The following is a 22,469-nucleotide window of genomic DNA, read 5'->3' on the forward strand; positions in this document are numbered from 1 at the left end:
CCGGCAGCCGCTTCCCCCCACCGGATCGCAGCCGGCCGGACCACCGATGCGCCGCCCAGGACCGCCCTCCATCGGTCCACGCCCGACCGCACCACCCGCCGGCGTCCCGAATCCGCCGACCGGAGCCCGGCCTGCGGTGCCGCCGCGACAGCCCGGGCCACCGGCCGGGCCGGAACAGGCGGCTCCTCCGGCGGATCGATACCCTAATCCGCCGAGCGGTGCCCAACCCGCGGTGTCACCGAGGCTCCCCGGACCGCCGCCCGGCCCGGCCGTACCGCCACGCCCACGGCCGGGGCCGCCGACGGGAGCCCAACCGGCCGTGCCGCCACCTCCCGGCGCCGTTTACAAGCCCCACCCGGCACAGCGCATGCGGCCACCGCAGGTACCCCAACAGGGGCAATCACCACAGCCCGGCCCGCATCTCCCGACGTCGCATCCCGATCCGCGGCGCGCGCGGTCGGAACAGCCGCCACAGCCCGCCGCGCCGACACGTGCACCCGACGGCCGCCGTGCCCGGCCGGCCGCCGGCAAGCCGGTCTCCGCCGGATCCGGCGAGAAGACCGAGAACAGTGACGCCCGGCTGCTCCGCGACTCCGGCTCGATCGCCTTTGCGACCCTGATCAGCCGGATAACCGGTTTCGGGAAACAGCTGTTGTTGCTGGCGGTGCTCGGCCCGGCCATCGCCAGTTCGTTCTCCTCGGCGAGCCTGATTCCGAACATGATCGCCGAACTGGTGCTGGGCGCGGTGCTCACCGCCATCGTGGTGCCCACCCTGGTGCGCGCGGAACAGGAGGACGACGACCGCGGGGCCGCGTTCGTCCGCCGACTGGTGACCGCCGCCTTTGTGATCCTGGCGGCCACCACCTTGTTGGCGACCGCGTCGGCGCCGCTACTGGCGACCCATGTCTTCGTCTCCTCCGACGGCAAGGTCAATACCGCGCTCACCACCGCGCTGACCTTCCTGCTGCTACCCGCCGTGATCTTCTACGGCCTGTCGGCACTGCTCACCGCGATCCTCAACACTCGCGGCGCGTTCCGACCCGGCGCCTGGGCACCGGTCCTCAACAACCTCGTGGTGCTCGCCGTCCTGGGGCTCTACGCGCTCACGCCGGGGGAGATCACCCTCGACCCGGTGCGGATGAGCGATCCGAAACTGCTGGTCCTCGGCGGCGGAGTGACCCTGGGCGTATTCACCCAGGCGGCGAGCCTGCTGCCCGCGATCCGCCGGCACGGGATCGACCTGCGCCCGCTGTGGGGACTGGACAACCGACTCAAACAGTTCGGTACCATGGCGGCCGCCATCATCCTGTACGTGCTGATCAGCCAGATCGGCACCATCTTCGCCAACAACATCTCCTCGCAGGCCGACGAGGCCGGGCCGGTCATCTACCAGAACGCCTGGCTGCTGCTCCAGTTGCCCTACGGTGTCATAGGCGTCACCCTGCTCACCGCCATCATGCCTCGGCTGAGCCGGAACGCGGCCGCCGACGACACCCCCGCGGTGGTCGACGATCTGTCGGCCGCGACCAGGCTGACCATGATCGCGCTGATTCCGATCGTCACCTTCCTCACGCTGGCCGGTCCGCAGGTGGGCGACGCGCTGTTCGGTTACGCCCGGTTCGCCGAGGACGGCTCCCGGCTCGGCACGGCGGTCAGCTGGTCGGCCTTCACCCTGATCCCGTACTCGCTGGTACTGATCCATCTGCGGGTGTTCTACGCCCGGGAGCAAGCATGGACACCGACCTGGATCATCCTCGGTATCACGGCCGTCAAAATCCTGTTCTCGGCGCTGGCACCGTTCGTCGCGAGCAGCAGCGATCAGGTCGTGATCGTGCTGGGTGTGGCCACCGGCCTGGGTTTCACCACCGGCGCCTTCATCGGCGGCTACCTGCTGCACCGCAGTCTCGGTGATCTGCGGATGGCCAACGTGGGACGAACTGTCAGCCGAGTGGTGATGTCCTCGGCCGCGGGCGGTGTGGTCATGCTCATCGCGGATCGGGTGCTCGGTCTGCCCGGACTGACGGAATCGCTGGGCGGTATCGGTTCGCTGCTGCGGGTCGGCATCACCGCCATCGTGATGTTCACGGTGGCGTTCGGGCTGATGCGGCTCATCGGGGTTCCGGAGATCGTCGCCATCACCGTGGCGATCTCCCGGCGGCTCGGGATCACCCCGCGGGCCCCCGAACTCGAACATCTCGACGAACCGGTCGAGGACGAATACGCCACCCAAGTCCTGCGCCGGCCCGATTCGTACCTGGCCTACTCCGGCTTCGACTCGTATATGGACGCGCAGACCACCATGGTGCTGCCTGTTATACGCCCGAGTTCGGTTGATCTCACCAGCTCCGGTCAGTTCCCGTACCCTGTTCGGCAGACAAGTACAAGTGGCGAATTCGCCGGAGTGGCGTCATACCAGGGCGAAGGAGGACCGAGGGTGAGCGACGACGCGGTGGGCGACGTCCCGGCCGCCGATTCTTCCACGAAGCCGGCGAGCGGCGTGTCCACCGATAACCCGCCCGAACAGGCGGAACCGGACGATCCCGCGCGGCAGCGCGGCGACGTGCGTTCACCCGCACCCGAATCGGTCGACAGGTCCGAACCGTACCCCGAGGAACCCGGCGAAAATCCGGACTCGCCGGGAGATCCCGAAGAGACCCCCGGCGAGTCCGAACAGACGCCCGATCGAGCGGAACAATTCGCCGAGGCGCCACCCCGCGACCCCATGTACGACACCGGCATGATCCCGGTTCCACCCATGGCCGCGGAGCACGGCCCGGCGCGGGCGGTCCAGCGGGGCCCCAAGCTGATTCCAGGGGCATCGGTGGCGGGTGGCCGCTACCGTCTGTTGGCCGACCACGGCGGCACGCGTGACCTGCGTTTCTGGCAGGCCCTGGATATCAAACTGGACCGTGAGGTCGCGCTGACCTTCGTCGATGCCGAGCAGAAGGCGACGAACAATTCCGGCGAGGACGGCCCGCAGGCCATCCTCTCGCGCACCTTGCGCCTGGGCCGGATCAACTCGCCCGGTCTGGCCCGTGTGCTCGATGTGGTGCGCGGCAGCTCCGGCGGCATCGTGGTCGCCGAATGGACCCCGGGACGGTCGTTGCGGGAAATGGCGGAAACCGTGCCGTCGCCGATCGGCGCCGCCCGCTCCATCCGGGTATTGGCCTCGGCGGCGGAGCTGGCCCACCGCAGCGGCGGCGCGTTGTCGATCGACCACCCCGACCGGGTGCGCATCAGCGCCTCCGGTGACGCGGTGCTGGCCTTCCCCGGCACCCTCGGCGACACCGAACCCCAAGACGATGTGCGCGGCCTGGGTGCCATGCTGTACGCGCTGATCACCGCCCGCTGGCCGATCCGCACTCCGGGTCTCGCCGGGAGCGGCGGAAGTGTCGGCGGACTGCGCTTGGCCGATTTCGGACCGGACGGTACCCCGATCGAACCCCGCCAGATCCGCCCCGAGGTGCCGTTCGAGATCTCCGCGGTCGCGGTGCGCGCGCTGGAACCGAACCGGGGGGTGCGTACGGCCGCAACGGTGCAGCACGTGCTGGACCAGGCTTCGGTCGTCGATCAGAAGACCGACTTCATTCCGGTCCTGAGACTGGGGCAGCGGGCCCCGGGTGCCGACGACGATTCGCTGGCCGATCCCGAGCTGCTCGCGGCCGAACGCGAGAAGGCGCAGCGGATGATGTGGATCATGGTGGGACTCGGCATCCTCACCGCCTTGGTCCTCGGCATCGTCATCTGGTGGCTGGTGAATATCTTCGCACCCGGTACGTCCGGTGAGCCGCTCAACGAACAGCGCATCATAGGTCTCACCACCGGCAGCACTCCGCCGGAGACGCCCCCGGCCTCGGAGGCCCCCGGTACCCCCACCGCCGCGGCGGGAGTGCCGGTTCCGCTCACGGATATGACGGTGTTCTCTCCGGAGGGGACGCCGGACGACCCCGGGGGTGCCCGGTTGGTCATGGACGGCGATCCCGCCACGGTCTGGCAGACCGATCAGTACTTCCAGCAGTTCCCCGCGCTGAAGAACGGGGTCGGGCTGCTGGCCACCCTGCCGAACCCGGCCACGCCGACCAAGGTCACGATCACCTCCCCCAGCCCCGGTACCTCGGTGGAGGTCCGCACCTCACCAACGGCCTCCCCGACACTGGACCAGACCCAACTGATCGGAACCGCCCAACTGGGCGACGGCGTGACCGAGATCCCGGTGCAGACCGACCAGTCGACGCGCTATGTGCTGATCTGGATCACCGGTCTCGGCAACACCGACGGGCAGTTCCAGACCTCGGTGGCCGAGGTCGGCTTCGAGGCCGCCCCCTAGATCTGCCCTGCGGATCGGGGCCGTCCGGATCCACAGGCTTCGCCATGGCGATTCCGCACGACCTCGGGGCCGCAGCTATGCCTGCAACCGGGCACGATCTGCACATATCCGCCCTCATGAGTGCCCCGGGCCGAGGCCGCCGGATACCGTATTCGGTTGCTGCCGAATCGTTACCCGGATATGATGCTGCTCGCGCTCTCAGCAGGGGAGCCTTCGGGATCAGGCATTTCGATCCTGTGCGCTGTCGGGGCCGGACAACGGCCCGGATGCCGCGACTTCTTCGGTAACGGCCCTCGGGCCCGTTGCTGCCGCGAGCGCTGTCCAAGGGGTTGGTATTGTCGTTCGAACTGAACGAGGGGGTTCGCGGGGGGAAGTCGTCCGGTGCATCCGAGATCCGTGGGTCGGCGCTCGACGCGGCCTCCGATTTCGAACTTCTCCAGGCGCATGCCCGCGGGGTCCGGCATGCCTTCGCCGTCCTGCTGCGCCGGCACCAGGATCATCTGTGGCAGACGGCCATGCGCATTTCGTATACGCGCGAGGATGCCGCCGACGCACTCCAGGATGCCCTGCTGTCCGCGCATCGGACAGCGGGGACGTTTCGGGCCGAGGCGGAGGTGCGCAGTTGGCTGCACACCATCGTGGTGAACGCCTGCCTGGACCGGATTCGCCGCAACAAGGCGCGTCCCTCGGTGGCGGTCGCACCGGAACACCTGGTCGAAATACGCACCGAACGGGACACCTACGCGCACGTCGAAGTCGCGATCACGCTGGATCACGCGCTGTTCGAGCTGACGCCGGAACAGCGAACCGCCCTGGTGGCCGTCGACGTGGAGGGGTATACCGTTGCCGAGGCCGCGGCGCTTCTCGGCGTACCGGAGGGAACGATCAAAAGTCGATGCGCCCGTGCTCGGCAGCGCCTACAGAAGAGCCTGGAATTTCTTCGGGACCCAGGGAACCGGAGGTAACCACGCTGCGTCAGTAATAGTGACGAAACCACCGAACGCCGGACGACAACTCAGCCGTGGACCGCAGCGACACCGGCCACGACCGGACACAGGTCTGATGAACGAATACATTGTGGAGGTGCGAGAGTGACCAGTTCCGTTCCGCAACCTCCGTTCCCGCCGGAGCTGCTGTCCGATCTGCACAGCGGAAATATCGACCCGGAGCTCGGCGGGCAACTGTGGCCCGCGGTCCAACGCGACCCCGAGGCCCTACGCTATCTGCGATCACTCGACCGAATACGCGACGACCTGGCCCACCTCGGTCACAGTGAAACGGTTGTCCATCCGATGCCGGCCGATATCGCGGCACGACTGGCCGATTTCGTCGAAACCCTCGACCACTCCGACCCGACCACACCCTTCGTCCCCGCGTCGAACGAATCGACTGCGCCCCAACCTATTCCGCTCAATCGGTACCGCGGCCGCCGCACCCTCCGTCCGGCAGTCGCCGCGGCGGCCGCCATCGCGGTGGTCGTATGCCTCGGGCTCGTGGTGGCCATCGTTCGCGACCAGAACCGCACCCCCACCGCGGCGCCGCCGGCCACCGTCGAGATCACGGACCCCGCCGAACCGACCGAGCCCGATCCGGACGACGGTCTCACCGCGGCGGTCGCCCTGCGCGCACTCGGTCGCAACGACGTCAGCGGCCGCCTCTCCGAACCGACCGCGCTCATCGACTGCGTTCGCGCGGCGGGACTGGACCGCACCGTACTCGGTGCCACCGACACGACCTTCCGCGGTCGCGACGCCGTGCTCATTCTGGTCGGCGGGAGAGAAGGGGCGCAGATCACGGCCCTGGTCGTCGGAGTGGGGTGCACCTCGGGCGACCCGCAACTGCTGGCCGTCACCGATATCGGCTGAACCATCGCCCGCGACCGGGTCGATAACCGTATCACCTGCTCAACGGGGCAGGGAACAACTGCGTTTACCCTGTTGTTGACTCACACGACCGCGCAAGAACCTCGGAAGGGCCCCATGAGCACGCCTGTTCGCGACCTGATCATCGTCGGCTCCGGACCTGCCGGCTACACGGCTGCCGTATACGCCGCCCGCGCCGAACTCCAGCCGCTCGTGTTCGAGGGCACCCAGTTCGGTGGTGCTCTGATGACCACCACCGAGGTGGAGAACTACCCGGGCTTCCGTGACGGCATCATGGGTCCCGACCTCATGGAACAGATGCGGGAACAGGCAAAGCGTTTCGGTGCCGATATCCGCACCGAGGACGTGGACGGCATCGACCTGAGCGGACCGGTGAAGAAGATAACAGTCGGCACCGAGACCTACGAGGCCCACGCCGTGATCCTCGCCATGGGCTCGGCGGCCCGCTACCTGGGTGTACCCGGTGAACAGGAACTGCTCGGCCGCGGTGTCAGCGCCTGCGCCACCTGTGACGGGTTCTTCTTCAAGGGTCAGCACATCGCTGTGATCGGCGGGGGCGACTCGGCCATGGAGGAAGCGATCTTCCTCACCAAGTTCGCCGAGAGCGTCACCGTCATCCACCGTCGCAACGAGTTCCGCGCCTCGCGGATCATGCTCGAACGGGCCAAGGCCAACGAGAAGATCACTTTCGTGACCAACGCGACGGTCGACCGAGTGCACGGCGAGACCAGCGTCACCGGGTTGACCCTGCGTGATACCCGCACCGGCGAAACTTCCGAACTCGCCGTTACCGGCCTTTTCGTCGCCATCGGCCACACCCCGCGCAGTGAGCTCGTCCGCGGACAGATCGAACTGGACAGTGAGGGCTACGTCCTGGTCAAGGAGCCGACGACCGCGACCGCGGTACCTGGTGTCTTCGCTGCGGGTGATCTTGTCGATCACACCTATATGCAGGCGATCACCGCGGCCGGGACCGGGTGCCGTGCCGCCATCGATGCCGAGCGCTGGCTGGCGGAACGGGGCGATATCTCCGCCAATACGCTGCCCAATGCCGATCAGCGGGTGGCCGTCGCCACCGACAGCTGAGAGGTTCTCGCCCTTTCCGGTCGTGCCGTCCTGCTTTATCACGAGGAGAACACCCATGTCCGATACCACCCGCACCGTTACCGACGCGACCTTCGCCGAGGACGTCCTGAACAGCGAAAAACCGGTTCTCGTCGACTTCTGGGCCGACTGGTGCGGCCCCTGCAAGATGGTCGCCCCGGTGTTGGACGAGATCGCCGGCACCCACGCCGATAAGCTGGTCGTCGCCAAGCTGGACGTGGACGCCAACCCCGTGACGGCCCGCGATTACCAGGTGATGAGCTTGCCGACTATGATGCTTTTCGCCGGTGGCAAGCCGGTGAAGCAGATCGTCGGGGCAAAGGGTAAGGCTGCTCTGCTGCGCGAACTCGAAGGCGTCATCTGACTTTCGCGATCCGGCGACGCGCCGTAGCATGCCCTGACCCGTAATCGTTATATTGCGGGCCGGGTCTGCGACAATCAGTGCCGATTGAGCCCGAGCGGGGCGGCCTGCGTGGTTACACCACGCTACCGCCTCCGGCCGCTGAGCCCGCTCAGGCTGATGACGCTCCGGTCGTGCGAGGGTGTATGCCATCGCATGAGTGGGTACCCGGGTTTCACGGAAGGAAAGGGCCCTCACGCATGCACCGACTTCGTTACGGCGACACCGGTCCAGCCGTTGCAGAGGTTCGGAGCACCCTGGCCAGTCTGGGGTTCCTGTACACGCATAGCGGTAGCGATACCGACGGGGTGGATGAGTACTGGAAGGACACCGAGGCCACCTTCGACGATCAGCTCGACTCCGCGGTACGTGCGTTTCAGCAGCATCGCGGTTTGCTGGTCGACGGGGTGGTCGGTCCGGCCACGTATCGGGCGCTGAAGGAGGCCTCCTACCGTCTCGGCGCCCGCACCCTGATCTATCAACTGTCCGCGCCGCTGTACGGCGACGATGTCGCGACATTACAGCGGCGCCTGCAGGATCTCGGTTTCTATGTGCACCGTGTCGACGGCTACTTCGGACCACACACCCATGAAGGTCTGACCGCGTTCCAGCGCGAGATCGGCCTGGCCGCCGACGGTATCTGCGGACCCGACACGCTGCGTTCCCTGGAGCTGCTCGGCGCCCGTGTCACCGGCGGAAATCCGCACCGGATCGCCGAGGAAGAAGTGGTGCACCGGGCCGGGCCGCAACTGACCGGCAAACGCATCATCATCGATCCCGGTCTCGGCGGACCCGACCGGGGCTTCGGCATATCCACCGAATTCGGTGAGGTCTACGAATCGGGGATCCTCTGGGATCTGGCCGGCCGGCTGGAGGGCCGGATGGCGGCAACCGGGATGGAGACTTTCCTGTCCCGGCCGTGGGGTGCCAACCCGACCGATGCCGAGCGGGCCGAAACCTCCAATGCATTCGACGCGGATCTGATGATCTCGCTGCGCTGTGCCACCAACTCCAGTCCGCTGGCCAACGGGGTCGCCTGCTTCTATTTCGGCAACTCCCACGGTTCGGTGTCCATGATCGGACAGGTGCTGTCCGGATTCATTCAGCGGGAGGTGGTTGCCCGTGCATCGATGCAGGACTGCCGTACACATGCGCGCACGTGGGACCTACTGCGACTGACCAAGATGCCGACCGTCCAGATCGATCTCGGCTATCTCACCAATGAATACGACGCGGTGATACTCACCAATCCGCGTATGCGTGATGTCATCGCCGAAGCCATCCTCATTTCGGTGAAGCGGCTCTACCTGCTGGGGCAGGACGACCAGCCCACCGGCACCTATACCTTCGCCGAACTCTTGGCCGAAGAGCTCGCCGCCGCCGATCGCGGATAACCATCGACCGATAAACGTCGTCGGCCTCCACCGCTCGAACCGGTGGAGGCCGACGACGTTTATCGGGACGGGAGAGAATTCACAGCGTGAGGAGCCGGGTGGGCACAGTCATGGATGCGGCCGTGAGCAGCTGGTCGAGTGCATGCTCGACATCCTCTTTCCACCCGTGATCGGAGTCGAGTTCGAGCCGCAGGCGGGGAAAACGGTGATGCGGCGCCACTACCTCGAAGCCGACGTCTTCCAGGAAGTCGGCATCGATCATGCAGTTCTCGGGCGAGCAGCCCGAACGGGAACGAGCCGACCGCCGGTTCTGTTCCGGAACACCTATCCGCTCCATCAGGCGCATGGTCCCGGTCGGACGGTCGGATAACGCCATACTCGGGGGAGCGGTCCGAATCCCGAAGGCCTCCAGGGCACGCACACCGCGGCGCACCAGATCGGTTACCACCGCCTGCACCAACCGGTGCGCGATATCACTGCCCTGATACGGGAATTCGGTATGCAGGGTGGTCAACAGCACCGCATCCGGGCTGACCGGTGAAGTGGGGAAGAGACCTGCCCGCGGCACCACGCTGGGCGGTGCGTACAAGGCGCATCCGGCGCTGTGTCCGTCGACCGTCGCGATCTGCCCGCAGGAACCCCATTCGAGCATGACCGTCAAGATCCAGGCTTCCTTCTCGAATACCGGATCGCTGAATTCGCGCGAGTCCGCCGCCACCGCGGGATCGATCTCCCAGAACACGCAGCGACGGGAATGCGCGGGCAGCCGGGTCAGGCCGTCCAAGGTAAGTGCTGTGACGCTGGTCGACACCGCTCTGCTCAGCCTCCAGCTGTCCGATTCATCAACGCTCACGCCGCATCAAATTTCTCGCCGGCAAGAATATGCGATCAAGCGAACCTGCCTCATTTCATGTCACCCGTTTACTGTTCGGTTTACGCCACAGCACCGGTATCCACAAGAAGAACCGGATAATTTCCACACCGTCACAGTGACGTTTCTATACCAGGTAATCGATCACGGCCTTTTGAGCCTGTTATTTTCAATTTTCCAGCGTGGAACGTTGCATCAAACCGACGATCCGGTCGAGGTCATCGACGGAACCGAACTCGACGACTATTTTGCCTTTCCGCTTGCCCAGGCTCACCGTGACCCTGGTATCGAACGACTCCGACAGCCGCTCGGCCACCTCCTGAAGCCCAGGTGCCAGCGTCGGCTTACGGCGCGGAGTGGATTCCTTGAGGGAGCCCGCGTTCTCCAGCTCCCGGTTGGCCAGCTTTACCGCTTCCTCGGTGGACCGCACCGACAACCCTTCGGCCACGATCCGCGCTGCGAGCGTTTCCTGTGCCTCGGGCCCACCCTCCAAGCCGAGCAGCGCGCGCGCGTGTCCGGCAGACAGCACACCCGCCGCGACCCGACGCTGCACCGGGATGGGCAGTTTGAGCAGGCGGATCATATTCGTCACCACAGGACGGGAGCGTCCCAAACGGTTGGCCAGTTCCTCCTGGGTGACCCCGAACTCCTCGAGCAGCTGCTGATATGCGGCCGCCTCTTCGAGAGGGTTGAGCTGGACGCGATGAATGTTCTCCAACAGCGCGTCGCGCAGCAGCGCATCATCGGTGGCCTCCCGAACGATGGCCGGTATGGCCTCCAGCCCCGCCTCCTGACAGGCCCGCCATCGGCGTTCACCCATGACCAACTGATACCGATCACCGGGCAGACAGCGGACGACAATCGGCTGCATCAAGCCGAATTCACGGATGGAGTGGACGAGTTCGGTCAATGCCGCCTCGTCGAAATACTGCCGCGGCTGTTTCGGATTCGGCTCGATCCGGTCCGGCGGAATTTCTCGATAGACGGCATCCCCGGCGAAAGTGAGATCCGCTTCCTCGATATCGGGATCGGGCACGCGGTGCAAGAACGTGGCGGCAGGTCGATGCACGGGATCACCGATAACAGCGTTTGCCGTATCGGCGCCCAGCCCACCGGTCGAAGTCGCCGGGGTGGCCGGACCCGTCGGAATCAATGCCGCCAGGCCGCGCCCCAGTCCGCCCTTCTTCGACTGACTCATCGACCTACCTTTTCCTTGTTCCGCTGCCACGCCCGATCACACCTGATTCGATTCACTTCACACTATCCGCGCCCGCGGGGTGCTTGGCCGCACCACGCGCTGCTAGCTCTCGACCGGCGTCGAGATAACTCATCGCACCCCGAGAGCCTGGCTCGTAATCGAGCACGGTCATACCGTATCCGGGCGCCTCGGACACCTTGACACTGCGCGGAATAACCGAACGCAGGACCACATCACCGAAATGGCTCCGGACCTCTTCGGCGACCTGATCGGCGAGCTTGGTGCGACCGTCGTACATCGTGAGGATCACGGTGGAGACATGCAACTCTGGGTTGAGATGCGCCTGCACCAGACCGATATTGCGGATGAGCTGCCCAACACCCTCCAGTGCGTAGTACTCGCATTGAATGGGGATCAGCACTTCCTTGGCAGCTACCATGGCGTTCACGGTCAGCAGGCCCAGCGAAGGGGGGCAGTCGATCATCACATAGTCGATGTCGTATCCGGCGATATTAGCGTCTTGGATCGCGGTCTTGAGCCGACTCTCCCGAGCTACCATGGACACCAACTCGATCTCCGCGCCCGCCAGGTCGATAGTCGCCGGGATGCAGAGCAGATTGTCATTATGCGGGCTCTGCTGAATGGCCTCCTGGACCTTGATCTCGCCGATCAGCAGTTCGTACGTCGAGGGGACACCCGAATGGTGGTCAACCCCTAGCGCGGTACTGGCGTTGCCCTGGGGATCCAAGTCGATCACGAGCACCTTCATCCCTTGGTGCGCGAGGGCCGCGGCGAGATTCACCGTGGTCGTCGTCTTACCAACACCGCCCTTCTGGTTGGCGATGGTGATGATCCGTTGCTCATGCGGTTTCGGCACTGTCACCTTTCCTGGAGGCAATAGCCGGCTTGCCCGGTGCGCCTCGGCTGCTATCGGCGTCTCGGTAGGGGAGATATGCCCGAACGGTGTGCTTCCGAAGGACTCCGGGCTGATATTGCTGGCATCCAACATCCCCGGAACCCGCGATGTTTCCCGTGAAACGTTCGCCGAACCGCTAGACATAGACCGCTCCTAACGCGAGAACTGCAAGGTCACGTAACCTCGGCACAGCCGGTGCCGTGTCGTGGAAAAAGCTGTGTCGGCTCGAACCTGATGTCCGATCGGAACCACTCCGCCCGGCTGCCCGAGCGGAGCCTCTGCCGCTGTGACACCAATATCCCTCCGTGGCACCGACGCTCACGCCCGACGTTTATTAGCTTGCCGGCACGGAGCGTAATAAGAAAGCTGAACCGCTGTGAAGCGCCCGCGACACACCCCAGAAAGCGATTTTCGGGCGCGCCGGAAGATGGGTGCTGCCATGTTTCACATGAAACGTCGTGCGAATCCCAACACAGGCCGACCTCCATGGCGATCTCGGCGGACATCTTGCTCCCATTGGAGGATCCCGGGCCCCTCCCGGGAACCGAGAGTCGTGGATACGCTTCGCGACCAACTCCGCCGGATCGATCGCTGAGCCGCGCTCGCCGATGTGGTGTCGATCGGTCCGCCTTTCTCGCGGTCATGTCGCAAGGTATGAGCGCCCCTTCCGTGCGCGGGGGATCTTACAGCTCCTGGGGCGGAATACCGAGCGCCTCGCGAACACCTATGAGCGACGGGTCCACCGAACACACGGGCATGTTTCACATGAAACGCCGGGCCGATATCGAATGGCCTCCGAGAGGGGTCGGCAATCGCACCACCGCCCACCCATACCCCCTCGCCGACATCCTGAGTCATTTCAACTCGGACGTTGCGTGGTCTCGTTGCGTGGTCTTGCGGTGGCGGTGCGGGCAGCCTCGCAGCGGGTGCGCTCGTCGGCGTAATGCTTGCCGATAAGGGGATGAGAGGCAGATGAGACTCAGTCAGGCGCTCCGATGTTCGCTTTCCATCCAAGTTTCACATGAAACACCCACTGCTGCGGCTCGGCAGAACCATGGTCGTGCCGCACCCCCTTTGTCCGGACTGTCCCGAACCCACAACCACACTCGACGCAATGCGCATTCCGGCGCACGCTGCCATACACGAACGGACCGCTTCGGTCAGAACTCCTTCCGGCCGCTTCGCTCGGTTCGTCGCCCCTGTCGTGATCCGCCGTGCTTCGGCGCCCGCTCGGAGCGCCGCACACGTTCCGCCGACACTACGACCGTCGGTGTGGACACGAGTCCGGTACCGCACCGCACCACCGCAAGATGCCCGGCGCCGGCACGCTCCACCTCTGCTCGGTCGCGCTCCAGTTCCTCCGCGGCACTCTCACCTTTCAGAGCCAGCATCCGGCCATTGAGCCGAACCAAAGGGAGTGACCACTGGGCGAGCTTTGCCAGGGGAGCGACCGCACGTGAGGTTACGACATCCGCACCACCCGCTTCGCGGATGACACCCGACTGTTCCGCGCGCCCGCGTACGACGGTGATACCGAGTCCGGCGTCCTCGATGAATTCCTTCAGGAAGATGGTCCGACGGAGCAGCGGTTCCACCAGCGTTATCCGCAGATCCGGGCGAGCCATGGCCAGCGGGATACCAGGTAGGCCGGCGCCGCTACCGATATCGACGACCGTCGCGCCTTCGGTGATGAGTTCGCCGATCACAGCGCAGTTCATGATGTGCCGATCCCAGAGACGCGGCACCTCGCGCGGGCCGATGAGCCCTCGTTCCACTCCCCCCGTGGCGAGCGCTGTCCAGTATTGCCGCGCCAGTTCGAGCCGAGGACCGAACACGGTCGCCGCGGCGGCCGGCGGCTCCGGCGCCGAGGTCGCTCCGCCGAGGTCAGGTTCCACGTGAAACATCCTTCCGAATGGTCGGGCTCAGGAGAATCGGATCTGCGCCATGAGTCAGGGGTCGGCCCGGCAGCCACTGCCGGGACATAGAGAAGACCCTAATAGCCGCGACCGGGCAATCTCGAGACGGCCGGAATGGAACAGGGCCCCGGTCCGAAGCTTGGATTCAAGAGTCGTCGCAATACTGCCTGCACTGCTAGGTGGTGAGTAGATCACGAAGGCGCTCGGCTTGGGTATCCCAGCCGAGCATTTACGTGGGCGGCCGTTGAGTTCCTGAGCGACGTGCTCGAGGTCTTCGGGCCGTAAACGCTCAGATCGGCGCCTTTGGGGAAGTGTCGGCGGAGCAGACCGTTGATGCTTCTATGTCAAGCAGCGGGTTGGTAGCGGGTGATGTGGTGCTGCCAGGCCGATTGGTCGACGGTCATGGCGCGATGGACGACGTCGACGAGATGGCATTGGAGGATGCGGCGGGCGCCTCGAGCGCCTTTGGTGGGTTCGTGCCGGGCGAGTAGCGCCTGCGCGTTCGGGTGGAACCGTTTCTGCACTACGGCCGCGGTGTAAAGGACACTGTTGAGGCGGCGATTGCCGCCGCGGTGCAGGCGATGGCGTTCGTTGTCGGAGGAATAGACCGGTATCGGAGCGCAACCGGTGTAGCGGGCGAGTTCGGCCGAGTTCGGGAACCGGGTGATGCCCCCGATCTCGGCGATCAGTACCGCCGCCGAGGTATGGCCGATCCCGACGATATCCAGCAGGTTCGGTGCCAGCGGACCGACCAGGTCCTTGATCGTGGCGTCGAGGTCGTGAACGCGACGGTTGAGTTCGGTGATCTCGCAGATCATATCGGTGAGGACCCGATGGACATGGGTGCCCAACCGGGCGGCGTTCACCAGCGCTGTTACCGCAACCAAGGGCTTGTTGCGGGCCAGGTCGCCCGGTGTGTGGTCGAGCCAGACCTGGAGGTGGCTTTCGAGTTGGTTGATCGCCATGGTGCGGCGCTTGATGATATCGGAGCGGTAATCGATCAATACTCGCAGCCCACGCACGCGTTCGTCGATGCGGTGCCGGTTCAGAGCGGGAGACGCGATTGCGGCATGAGCGGCCGCGGTGGCGTCGACGAGACCTGATTTGGCTCCGATGGCAGCGTGCAATTTCCGGTGTGCTGCGGTCAGCCGGGTCGGGACCCCAACGACCTCGTGGCCGGCCAACAGCAGACCATCGGCGAGGCGGCAGGCGAAGCCGTGACCGTCCTCGATGGCCCACGTGATGTGTGCGGCGTCGGTGATCGACCGGATCCATTTGAGCAGGGCGACGATCAGCGATGCGTCGTTCTTCACGGTCAGCGGCTTGCCGATCCGGCTGCCGGCGGCGTCGACCGCCACTGCGACATGGACGTGCTTGTGCGGGTCGATTCCCACTGTCACCATCGAGAGGTCCTCTCCTCTTGCCAATCGCGGACGACGGGACAAAGCGAGAGCCCTGGCCAGGGACAGACCTATTGCGAGTTGACGGCTCGGCAGGCTTCTGACTTGTTAGATCACCGATGGACGCATTCGGGATCTGCAGTCTCGTAACGTCCAGGGTGCCGATCGGCGCAGGCTCGCAAGCTTCTTGCCGCCGTCTTCGGAGGTTGGCTCACTGATAGCGTGCCATGCCGGTCGGCGCCCGTCTGGGGTGTGGCTCGACAGAGGCGTGAAAGAGGATACTTCAAGTCAGGATGCCCACCGCAGACGCTCGTCCTCCACGTCCACGGAACAGGAGTACTGCCAGGTGGTCATCATCGGAATCGATCCGCACAAGTCGTCGTTCACCGCCGTTGTCATCGACCACAGCGGCGTCACTGTTGCCTCCCACCGGTTCGTGGTCAACGCCGGCACCGCCACCCAGATGACCAAGTGGGGTGAGCAATGGCCTGAGCGACGGTATGCGATCGAGGGGGCCAAGGGGCTCGGTCGCGGCATCGCGCAGATCCTCGCTGCGCGCGGCGAAGACGTCGTCGATGTTCCCTCCACGCTCGCGATGAAAGTCCGTGTCCTGAGCACTGGCGGAGGACGCAAAACCGATCCCGACGATGCCCGTGCCGTTGCGCTGACAGCCTTGTACCACAGCGGATTACACAACGTTCACCGCGAAGACCAGACCACGATCCTGCGATTGTTGTCCGAGCGCCGCGATGACCTTGCTCGCGAGAGAACACGGGTACTCAACCGGTTGCACCAGCTGCTGCGCGAACTCATCCCCGGCGGTGTTCCCACCGGACTGTCCGCGGACAAGGCAGCGGCCGCGATGCGACGAATCAAACCCGGCACAGCCACCGACGCGTGCCGCCGGGACCTGGCAAAGGAAGTTCTCACCGACCTGCGGCGCATCGACGCCAACATCAAAGCCAACGAAGCCCAGATGCGTGATGCGCTCGCCGCCACCCCCACGACCCTGCACGAGATACACGGAATCGGCAGGGTCCTGGCCGCCAAACTCCTCGGGCACATCGGGGACATCACCCGATTCCCTTCCGCTGACCACTTCGCCGCCTACACCGGAACCGCCCCACTCGCCGCATCCAGCGGTGAGAACACACGACACCGACTCAACACCGGTGGCAATCGTCAACTGAACTCTGTGTTACACACCATCGCTGTCTGCCAAAGCCGCGATCCCGGTCCCGGCCGCATCTACTATCAGCGCAAACTCGGTGAAGGTAAGACACCCGCCGAGGCTCGTCGGGCCCTCAAACGTCGTCTGGCCAACGTCGTCTTCCGTCGAATGATCAGAGATCGCCAACATGCATTCGCCGTGACTGCTTGACACACAGAGGCGCTATCAAGTCACTCCCGGTCAGGGCTCCCGCCCTGCGGGCTGCCGTGGACATATCAACGGAAGGCCTCGCGGCACGTGTTCTCTGGGTCACCCAACAGCCCTGGGCCGCAACAACTCCCGTCGAAGCCGTCCGGCATGAACCACTGTGCACCAATAGGTGTTCTCGTTCGTGCCGCGTTGCCAGGGACTGCCGGGGTCGCAGAAGTAGACGTCCATGTCGGTGGCCGTGGCGAACTGTTTGTGCCGCGCCATCTCGGCGCCTTGGTCCCAGGCGAGCGAGCCACGCAGGTGAGCGGGCAACGTCGAGATGGTGGCGATCAGCCCTCACGGACGGATTCGGCGTCGTGCTGCCGAGCGGACGAACGAGCATGGTGTAGCGGGGCGACCGTTCGACGGGGGTGCCCATCGCGGACTTGTGTCCCGCGCCCACGATCAAATCGCCTTCCGTAAGACTGAACGGCGACCCGAGAGGGCGGGTGTGGCTGAGATCGCCTTGCGGTTCGGTCACTTACCGGGAATGTCCGCCCGGTCCTCTTGTGCGCCCTGGCTGCTGGTTGAGATGCGCGTTTGTCGCCGGTTACGGATGTGTCGGCGAGGTGTTCCACCGGGTCGATCAGGCAGTAGCGACGAACTAGTACGAATCGGGAGTCAGTGTGGGGCGTGAAATGGCTTGGGCCGGAGCCGATATCGCCAAGACCCACCATTGGGTGTGCGTTGTGGACAGCGCCGGCACCGAACTGTGGTCAGCGAAACTGGTCAACGATGAAGCCGAACTCGCCGCAGCGATCACAACGGTGACCGCGCTCGCGCAGCAGATCGTGTGGACTGTCGACGTTATCGCCGCGCCCGCGGCGTTGCTGCCGGCCCTGCCGGCTCGCGCGGGTCAGCCGGTCCGATACGCGCCCGGCCGGATGGTTACGGCGATGAGTGCCGCATACGTCGGTGAAGGAAAACGGACGCGAAAGACGCGTTCCTCATCGCCGAGACCGCTCGGATCCGCCGGGATCTCACCGTCATCGACCAGACCGCCGACCTGACACGCAGCCTCGGCCTGCTGATCGGGCACCGCAGTGACCTGATCGCTGATCGGATTCGTATGATCAGCCGTCTCCGCGACGTGATGACCAGCGTATTCCCCTTTCTGGAGCGAGGATTCGACTATTCGTCGTGCAAGGGCGCGTTGGTGCTGCTCACCGGTTACGTCACTCCGGAGCAGATCCGTCGCCTCGGACAGGTTCGATTGGCCGGCCGGCTGCAACGGCGTCGGGTTCGTAACTTTGCTCAGCTCGCTGCCCGCGCGGTGGCCGCCGCCAGATCCCAGCACGTTGTGCTGCCCGGCCAGGACATCGCCGCCGGGATCATCACCGAGCTGTCCACTGCCGTGCTGGCCCTTGATGAGCGGATCACCGCCCTGGATTCCCAGATCACCAGGCTGTTCCGCGGCCATCGTGATGCCGCAAGCATCGAGTCGATGCCCGGTTTCGGGTCGATGCTGCTGGCCGCTGCCGGTGACCTGCGCGCATTCCCCAGCGCCGGCCATCTTGCAGCCGCTGCCGGACTGGTGCCGATGCCGAATGATTCCGGCCGCCGAACCGGTAACCTGCACCGTCCTCGCCGCTACAGCCGACCGCTGCGGCACGCGTTCTATCTGGCAGCACAAACCAGCAGTATGCGCGCCGGACGCAACCGTGACTACTACCTGCACAAACGTGCACGCGGGCGAAGACACACCCAAGCACTCATCGCCCTGGCCGCCGCCGAGTCGACGTGCGCTGGTGCGCGATCAACGTTGCTATACCGATGAACCACCAACTATCAAAACTGCCGCTTGACAACACCATTGAGATTCCCAGTGGCCGGGCACTGCGCGGTCGTCGGCCTCGGCGGGCCGGTCGCTGATCACGATTACCGGATCGGCGAACCGGTGGGTGCGCCGATCCGGTGTCCGGCGCGGCCGGCGGCGGGTCCGCCTGGTCCGCAGGGCTGCGACGAGTTCGCGTGTGAGCCTGCCTCGGGTCCGGCAGTAGAGGGCCTGGTAGGTCGTTTTGTGGCTCACCCGCATGCTCTCGTCGTCGGGATAGTCGGTGCGGAGCCGGTTGGCGACCTGCTCCGGGGACCGCCGCCTGGACAGCCCGTCGGCAATAGCGCACCGCAATGCGGCGTTGACCACCAGCATCGATGCTTTCGGGCGCACCCGCGCGGCTTTGGCCTGCTCGTTCGACCTATAGGGCAGGTAGCGGCCTTCGACGTGTTGTGCCCGGGTCTTCCGCGACACCATCGATTTGTGTTTACCGATCCGGACCGTGGTCGCGGTCACCGTCTGTCCGGTCAATAACCCGTCGGCGGTGTCGAACCGGTCCTACAACGACAGATAACGCTCACCGCTCACCGCAGCAGCGGCACCGACAGACTTGATCACCGGATGTTTGTAACGGGTGCCGGTCCGGTATCACCACGGTTCCGTAGGGTCGGATCTGTGAATTGTTCGACCTGCGGATTCCCGCTCGCCAATCCTCGGCGGTCCGGTAGTTCACGCCGACCTCGGCAGCGGCCTCCTGCATCGACCGACCGGCCGCGATCGGTTCCAGGAGCCGCCGGGCCTCCGGCTTCCCACTAACCGTTGGGTCTCGCTGAACAGTCCATCCGCCACCGGCACCCGGCGGGCTGCCGAGAACACGACCCCAGCGGCCTTAGCGGCCGGCCCGGTTCACCGATCCCGTCTCACCGAACACCCGCCGGACCAGCACGGGATCGACCGACCGGGATCGCACCCCGGGCTTACCCAGCGCAACACCCTTCGCCCGCAGGATCGCATAACACCGTTCCCGCGGAATCCCAACACCACGGCGGCTTCCCTTACCGCAACGCCGGCACCGACCAACCCGACCAGCCGGTCACCCAACAGGGCCACATCCTCCGAAAATGACACGGTCGCCGCAACCTCTCACGCCGAGAGTGCTGCGACGACCGCGTGAACCGGAGAAGACCGAGGCCCTGTTCCATTATCCGAATCCGATTACGCAAAGGCGTCGGGGTTCCCGGAGGAATTCACTCCGGCACAACCACCACGTGACGATTCGGCTCGACACCCTCGCTCTCGCTCGATACGCCGTCGACGGCCGCGACCGCATCGTGCACGATCTTCCGCTCGAACGGCGTCATCGGTGCCAGCGCTTCCGGTTTCCCGGTTTGCAGCACCCGCTGCGCGGCGGCGGCGCCCAAGGCGCTCAGATCCGCACGGCGCTTGGCCCGCCATCCCGCCACATCCAGCATGAGCTTGCTGCGCACGCCGGTGACCTGCTGCACGGCCAAACGAGTCAGTTCCTGCAGCGCGTCCAACACCTCGCCGCTGTGGCCGACCAGTTTCGATAGATCCCGGCCGCCGTCAATACTGACCACCGCGCGGTCGCCTTCGACATCGAGATCGATATCGCCGTCGAAGTCGAGTACGTCGAGCAACTGTTCGAGATAGTCGCCGGCGATCTCGCCTTCCTCGATCAGCGCCTCCTCGGTATCACTGACAATATCGTCGGAATCGGCTCCGGTGTCCGCCATCGTCGTCGCCACGGTGGCGTCCCCTCCATCTGTCTCGAGAGTCATGTGTTTTCCTTCATCCATTCGTCGGGTGCCGGCCGGCCATCCGGCCCGCCCCTCGATCGGCAATGCTCAGCGAATAAGGTTCCTCGGCTCAGCGCCGGCGCTTCTGGTTCGCCCGGCCGCGATTACTCGGCCGCTTCTGGCCACCCGCGCGTCGCTGGCCCGACTGCTTGCTGCCCGACTCCGTGGTCGGTTTCGCCGTGGTGGCCGCCCCGTTCGCGGCGGCGGTCTCCTCCGGGGCGCTCGCGGTTCCGTTGCTCTCCGGCTGCACCGTCTGCTTCTTCTTGGTGTCGATCGGCTTGGCACCTGGTTTGGGGGCGTTCTGCGCCCGCTTCTCCAGCTTGGCCTGCCGCTTCGCCTCTTCCTCCTTGGCCATGCGGCCGAATACCAGATGCTGCTGTCCGTAGGTCCAGATGTTGTTGGAAACCCAGTAAAGCAGGATGGCGATAGGCAAGAAGGGCCCACCGACGAGTACACCGAAGGGGAAGACCCACAGCGCCAGTTTGTTCATCAGAGCGGCTTGCGGGTTGGCTGCCGCCTCCGCGCTCTGCCGGGCGATCGAGGCCCGCGCGTTGAAGTGGGTGGCGATCGAAGCGATGATCATCAGCGGAATGGCGACGGCGGCAATACCGATCCGGTTGGGCATGCCGCCGTAATCGGCGAACGCCTCCAGCTGCGAGGTCGGCATCGTGATGAAGGCCGAAATGGGCGCACCGAAGATGCGGGCACTCAGGAACGACTGCACATCGGCCACGCTGAAGATGTAGTTCGGGGTGTGCGCGTTGGTGTAGGGATCCATCCCCAGCTGGCCGAGCCCGTGTCCGGTCCGGTTGAACGAACGCAATACATGGAACAAACCGAGGAAGACCGGCACCTGAGCCAGAATCGGCAGACAGCCCATCAGCGGGTTGAAGCCGTGCTCCTTCTGGAGCTTCTGCATCTCCAACGCCATCTTCTGGCGGTCGTTCTTGTACTTCTTCTGCAGTTCCTTGATCTGCGGCTGCAGTTCCTGCATCTGTTTGGTGGTACGAACCTGCTTCACGAACGGCTTGTAGAGCACCAACCGGAGCGTGAAAACGAGAAACACCACCGACAACGCCCAGGACAGGCCGTCGTCCGCGCCGAAGACGAAGCCGAAGACCCGGTGCCAGAACCATAAGATCGCGGATACCGGGTAATAAATGAAGTCGAGCACGGCTCTATGTACTCCCGTCGTTCGTGTCGCCGATCACACGCGGTGATCCTTTACAAGCATTGGGCTCGGCCGCCGAGGTGGGTCCGTACGACGATTCGGTGGCTGCCTCGTCCCCGTGCTCGTCGGGGTGCCTCGCCCGCCGCTGTGCCGGCTCCTCAACCTCTGCGTGGTCGTACCAACTGTCTTCTCTGGGGCCGTCGCTCCGCCGCGGTGGGACGGGGTCCCACCCACCAGGGTGCCAGGGCGCGCATTTGGCCAGTCGCACGACCGTCAATCCGAGACCGACGACGAGTCCACGGGTACGTAACGCGGTGACCGCGTATTCACTGCAGGTCGGGGTGAATCGGCAGACCGGCAGTCGGGTGGGGGATACGTAGGTCCGGTACAGCTCGATCAGAAAGATCAGAATATTCGCCGGTAATCGGGCCGTTGTCGATACGAAGCTCACAACGGTTCACCCGCCTCGGCGCAGGGTTCGGTGGGAGTGGCGCGGATATCCAGTTTACGCAGTCCGCCACGCAGTTGGCGGCGAAGTTCGGCACTGTCGGCGACCGCCGCGCCCGGAAGAGCCCGGATGACGATATCGACGGCGGCCGGGACCTCGTCGCGGATTTCGGCGCACACATGGCGCAGGCGGCGAGCCACTCGGTGTCGAACCACCGAGGAACCCACCGCCTTGCTGACGATCAGTCCGAATCGCGGGCCCCCGACCCGCACCGACTCGTCATCGGCCGACGGAGCGGGCCGGTGCACCAGGGCGTGCACGACCAGATCCCGCCTTCCGCTTCGCCGGCCGCGACGCACCGTCCGAGAAAAGTCGGCACGGCGATGCAGCCGATACGGCTCAGGAAGCACCCGAGAATCCGGGGGTGCGT

The 22,469-nt window shown here is 65.3% G+C and carries 18 protein-coding genes and 3 pseudogenes; 9 read left to right on the top strand and 12 right to left on the bottom strand.

Going from position 1 to position 22,469, the window contains the following annotated elements; all coding sequences use genetic code 11:
• The first annotated feature begins 367 nt into the window (after positions 1 to 367).
• The 6 genes from ON20_RS25440 to ON20_RS25465 all read left to right on the top strand — a co-directional run bounded on the left by ON20_RS25440 (position 368) and on the right by ON20_RS25465 (position 9,108).
• Complete coding sequence (locus ON20_RS25440) at positions 368 to 4,327, top strand: murein biosynthesis integral membrane protein MurJ (RefSeq protein ID WP_157228986.1); 3,960 nt, start codon at positions 368 to 370, stop codon at positions 4,325 to 4,327.
• A 392-nt stretch (positions 4,328 to 4,719) separates the two neighbouring features.
• Positions 4,720 to 5,292, top strand: coding sequence for an RNA polymerase sigma factor SigM (gene sigM, locus ON20_RS25445; protein WP_040839463.1), 573 nt, complete (start codon positions 4,720 to 4,722; stop codon positions 5,290 to 5,292).
• Between the two features lie 126 nt (positions 5,293 to 5,418).
• Positions 5,419 to 6,192: an RsmA family anti-sigma factor gene (locus ON20_RS25450; RefSeq protein WP_040839406.1), complete on the top strand. Its 774-nt coding sequence runs from the start codon at positions 5,419 to 5,421 to the stop codon at positions 6,190 to 6,192.
• Positions 6,193 to 6,306: 114 nt separating this feature from the next.
• Complete coding sequence (gene trxB, locus ON20_RS25455; RefSeq protein ID WP_040839408.1) at positions 6,307 to 7,296, top strand: thioredoxin-disulfide reductase; 990 nt, start codon at positions 6,307 to 6,309, stop codon at positions 7,294 to 7,296.
• 55 nt (positions 7,297 to 7,351) lie between these two features.
• The gene (gene trxA / locus ON20_RS25460) at positions 7,352 to 7,678 is read left to right on the top strand and encodes a thioredoxin (protein WP_040839410.1); all 327 of its coding nucleotides are present in this window, start codon (positions 7,352 to 7,354) and stop codon (positions 7,676 to 7,678) included.
• A gap of 236 nt (positions 7,679 to 7,914) precedes the next feature.
• Positions 7,915 to 9,108 carry an N-acetylmuramoyl-L-alanine amidase gene (locus tag ON20_RS25465; protein WP_040839412.1) on the top strand — a complete coding sequence of 398 codons (1,194 nt, stop codon included), beginning with the start codon at positions 7,915 to 7,917 and terminating at the stop codon, positions 9,106 to 9,108.
• Positions 9,109 to 9,187: 79 nt separating this feature from the next.
• On the opposite strand, the gene ON20_RS25470 is transcribed toward ON20_RS25465, so the two are convergent.
• The 6 genes and pseudogenes from ON20_RS25470 to ON20_RS25490 all read right to left on the bottom strand — a co-directional run bounded on the left by ON20_RS25470 (position 9,188) and on the right by ON20_RS25490 (position 15,412).
• Complete coding sequence (locus tag ON20_RS25470) at positions 9,188 to 9,919, bottom strand: hypothetical protein (RefSeq protein ID WP_040839413.1); 732 nt, start codon at positions 9,917 to 9,919, stop codon at positions 9,188 to 9,190.
• A 229-nt stretch (positions 9,920 to 10,148) separates the two neighbouring features.
• The gene (locus ON20_RS25475) at positions 10,149 to 11,177 is read right to left on the bottom strand and encodes a ParB/RepB/Spo0J family partition protein (protein ID WP_040839414.1); all 1,029 of its coding nucleotides are present in this window, start codon (positions 11,175 to 11,177) and stop codon (positions 10,149 to 10,151) included.
• A gap of 52 nt (positions 11,178 to 11,229) precedes the next feature.
• Positions 11,230 to 12,186 (bottom strand): ParA family protein, encoded by a 957-nt coding sequence (locus tag ON20_RS25480; protein WP_245547483.1) that lies wholly within the window; start codon positions 12,184 to 12,186, stop codon positions 11,230 to 11,232.
• 1,067 nt (positions 12,187 to 13,253) lie between these two features.
• Positions 13,254 to 13,997 (bottom strand): 16S rRNA (guanine(527)-N(7))-methyltransferase RsmG, encoded by a 744-nt coding sequence (gene rsmG, locus ON20_RS25485; protein WP_051163313.1) that lies wholly within the window; start codon positions 13,995 to 13,997, stop codon positions 13,254 to 13,256.
• Positions 13,998 to 14,184: 187 nt separating this feature from the next.
• Positions 14,185 to 14,353, bottom strand: a pseudogene (locus tag ON20_RS40335) (IS30 family transposase); the annotation flags it as partial.
• Positions 14,354 to 15,412 (bottom strand): IS110 family RNA-guided transposase, encoded by a 1,059-nt coding sequence (locus tag ON20_RS25490; RefSeq protein ID WP_040839417.1) that lies wholly within the window; start codon positions 15,410 to 15,412, stop codon positions 14,354 to 14,356. It lies immediately after the preceding pseudogene.
• A 343-nt stretch (positions 15,413 to 15,755) separates the two neighbouring features.
• Between ON20_RS25490 and ON20_RS25495 the strand changes: the two genes are divergently transcribed.
• Positions 15,756 to 16,790 carry an IS110 family RNA-guided transposase gene (locus ON20_RS25495; protein WP_040839419.1) on the top strand — a complete coding sequence of 345 codons (1,035 nt, stop codon included), beginning with the start codon at positions 15,756 to 15,758 and terminating at the stop codon, positions 16,788 to 16,790.
• Positions 16,791 to 16,958: 168 nt separating this feature from the next.
• Here ON20_RS25495 and ON20_RS34840 read toward each other — a convergent pair.
• Positions 16,959 to 17,247: pseudogene (locus ON20_RS34840) on the bottom strand (IS30 family transposase); the annotation flags it as partial.
• 220 nt (positions 17,248 to 17,467) lie between these two features.
• Between ON20_RS34840 and ON20_RS39215 the strand changes: the two are divergent.
• Both ON20_RS39215 and ON20_RS39220 read left to right on the top strand, forming a co-directional pair.
• Positions 17,468 to 17,880, top strand: a pseudogene (locus ON20_RS39215) (IS110 family transposase); the annotation flags it as partial.
• Positions 17,881 to 17,898: 18 nt separating this feature from the next.
• A complete protein-coding gene (locus ON20_RS39220; protein WP_245547485.1) occupies positions 17,899 to 18,606 on the top strand; it encodes a transposase in 708 nt (235 codons plus the stop codon).
• On the opposite strand, the gene ON20_RS33420 is transcribed toward ON20_RS39220, so the two are convergent.
• The 5 genes from ON20_RS33420 to rnpA all read right to left on the bottom strand — a co-directional run bounded on the left by ON20_RS33420 (position 18,595) and on the right by rnpA (position 22,449).
• The gene (locus tag ON20_RS33420) at positions 18,595 to 19,119 is read right to left on the bottom strand and encodes a hypothetical protein (protein ID WP_157228987.1); all 525 of its coding nucleotides are present in this window, start codon (positions 19,117 to 19,119) and stop codon (positions 18,595 to 18,597) included. The genes ON20_RS39220 and ON20_RS33420 overlap by 12 nt on opposite strands.
• A gap of 731 nt (positions 19,120 to 19,850) precedes the next feature.
• Entirely contained in the window at positions 19,851 to 20,402 is a 552-nt protein-coding gene (locus tag ON20_RS25510; protein WP_040839467.1) for a Jag family protein, read from the bottom strand.
• A gap of 88 nt (positions 20,403 to 20,490) precedes the next feature.
• Positions 20,491 to 21,594, bottom strand: coding sequence for a membrane protein insertase YidC (gene yidC, locus ON20_RS25515; protein ID WP_040839421.1), 1,104 nt, complete (start codon positions 21,592 to 21,594; stop codon positions 20,491 to 20,493).
• Between the two features lie 4 nt (positions 21,595 to 21,598).
• The gene (yidD, locus tag ON20_RS25520; protein WP_040839423.1) at positions 21,599 to 22,042 is read right to left on the bottom strand and encodes a membrane protein insertion efficiency factor YidD; all 444 of its coding nucleotides are present in this window, start codon (positions 22,040 to 22,042) and stop codon (positions 21,599 to 21,601) included.
• Positions 22,039 to 22,449, bottom strand: a complete 411-nt coding sequence (gene rnpA / locus ON20_RS25525) for a ribonuclease P protein component (RefSeq protein ID WP_040839424.1) — start codon at positions 22,447 to 22,449, stop codon at positions 22,039 to 22,041. Before rnpA ends, yidD begins: the two co-directional genes overlap by 4 nt.
• Positions 22,450 to 22,469: the final 20 nt, after the last annotated feature.

This window comes from Nocardia brevicatena NBRC 12119, assembly GCF_000308495.1.
GTDB lineage: Bacteria > Actinomycetota > Actinomycetes > Mycobacteriales > Mycobacteriaceae > Nocardia > Nocardia brevicatena.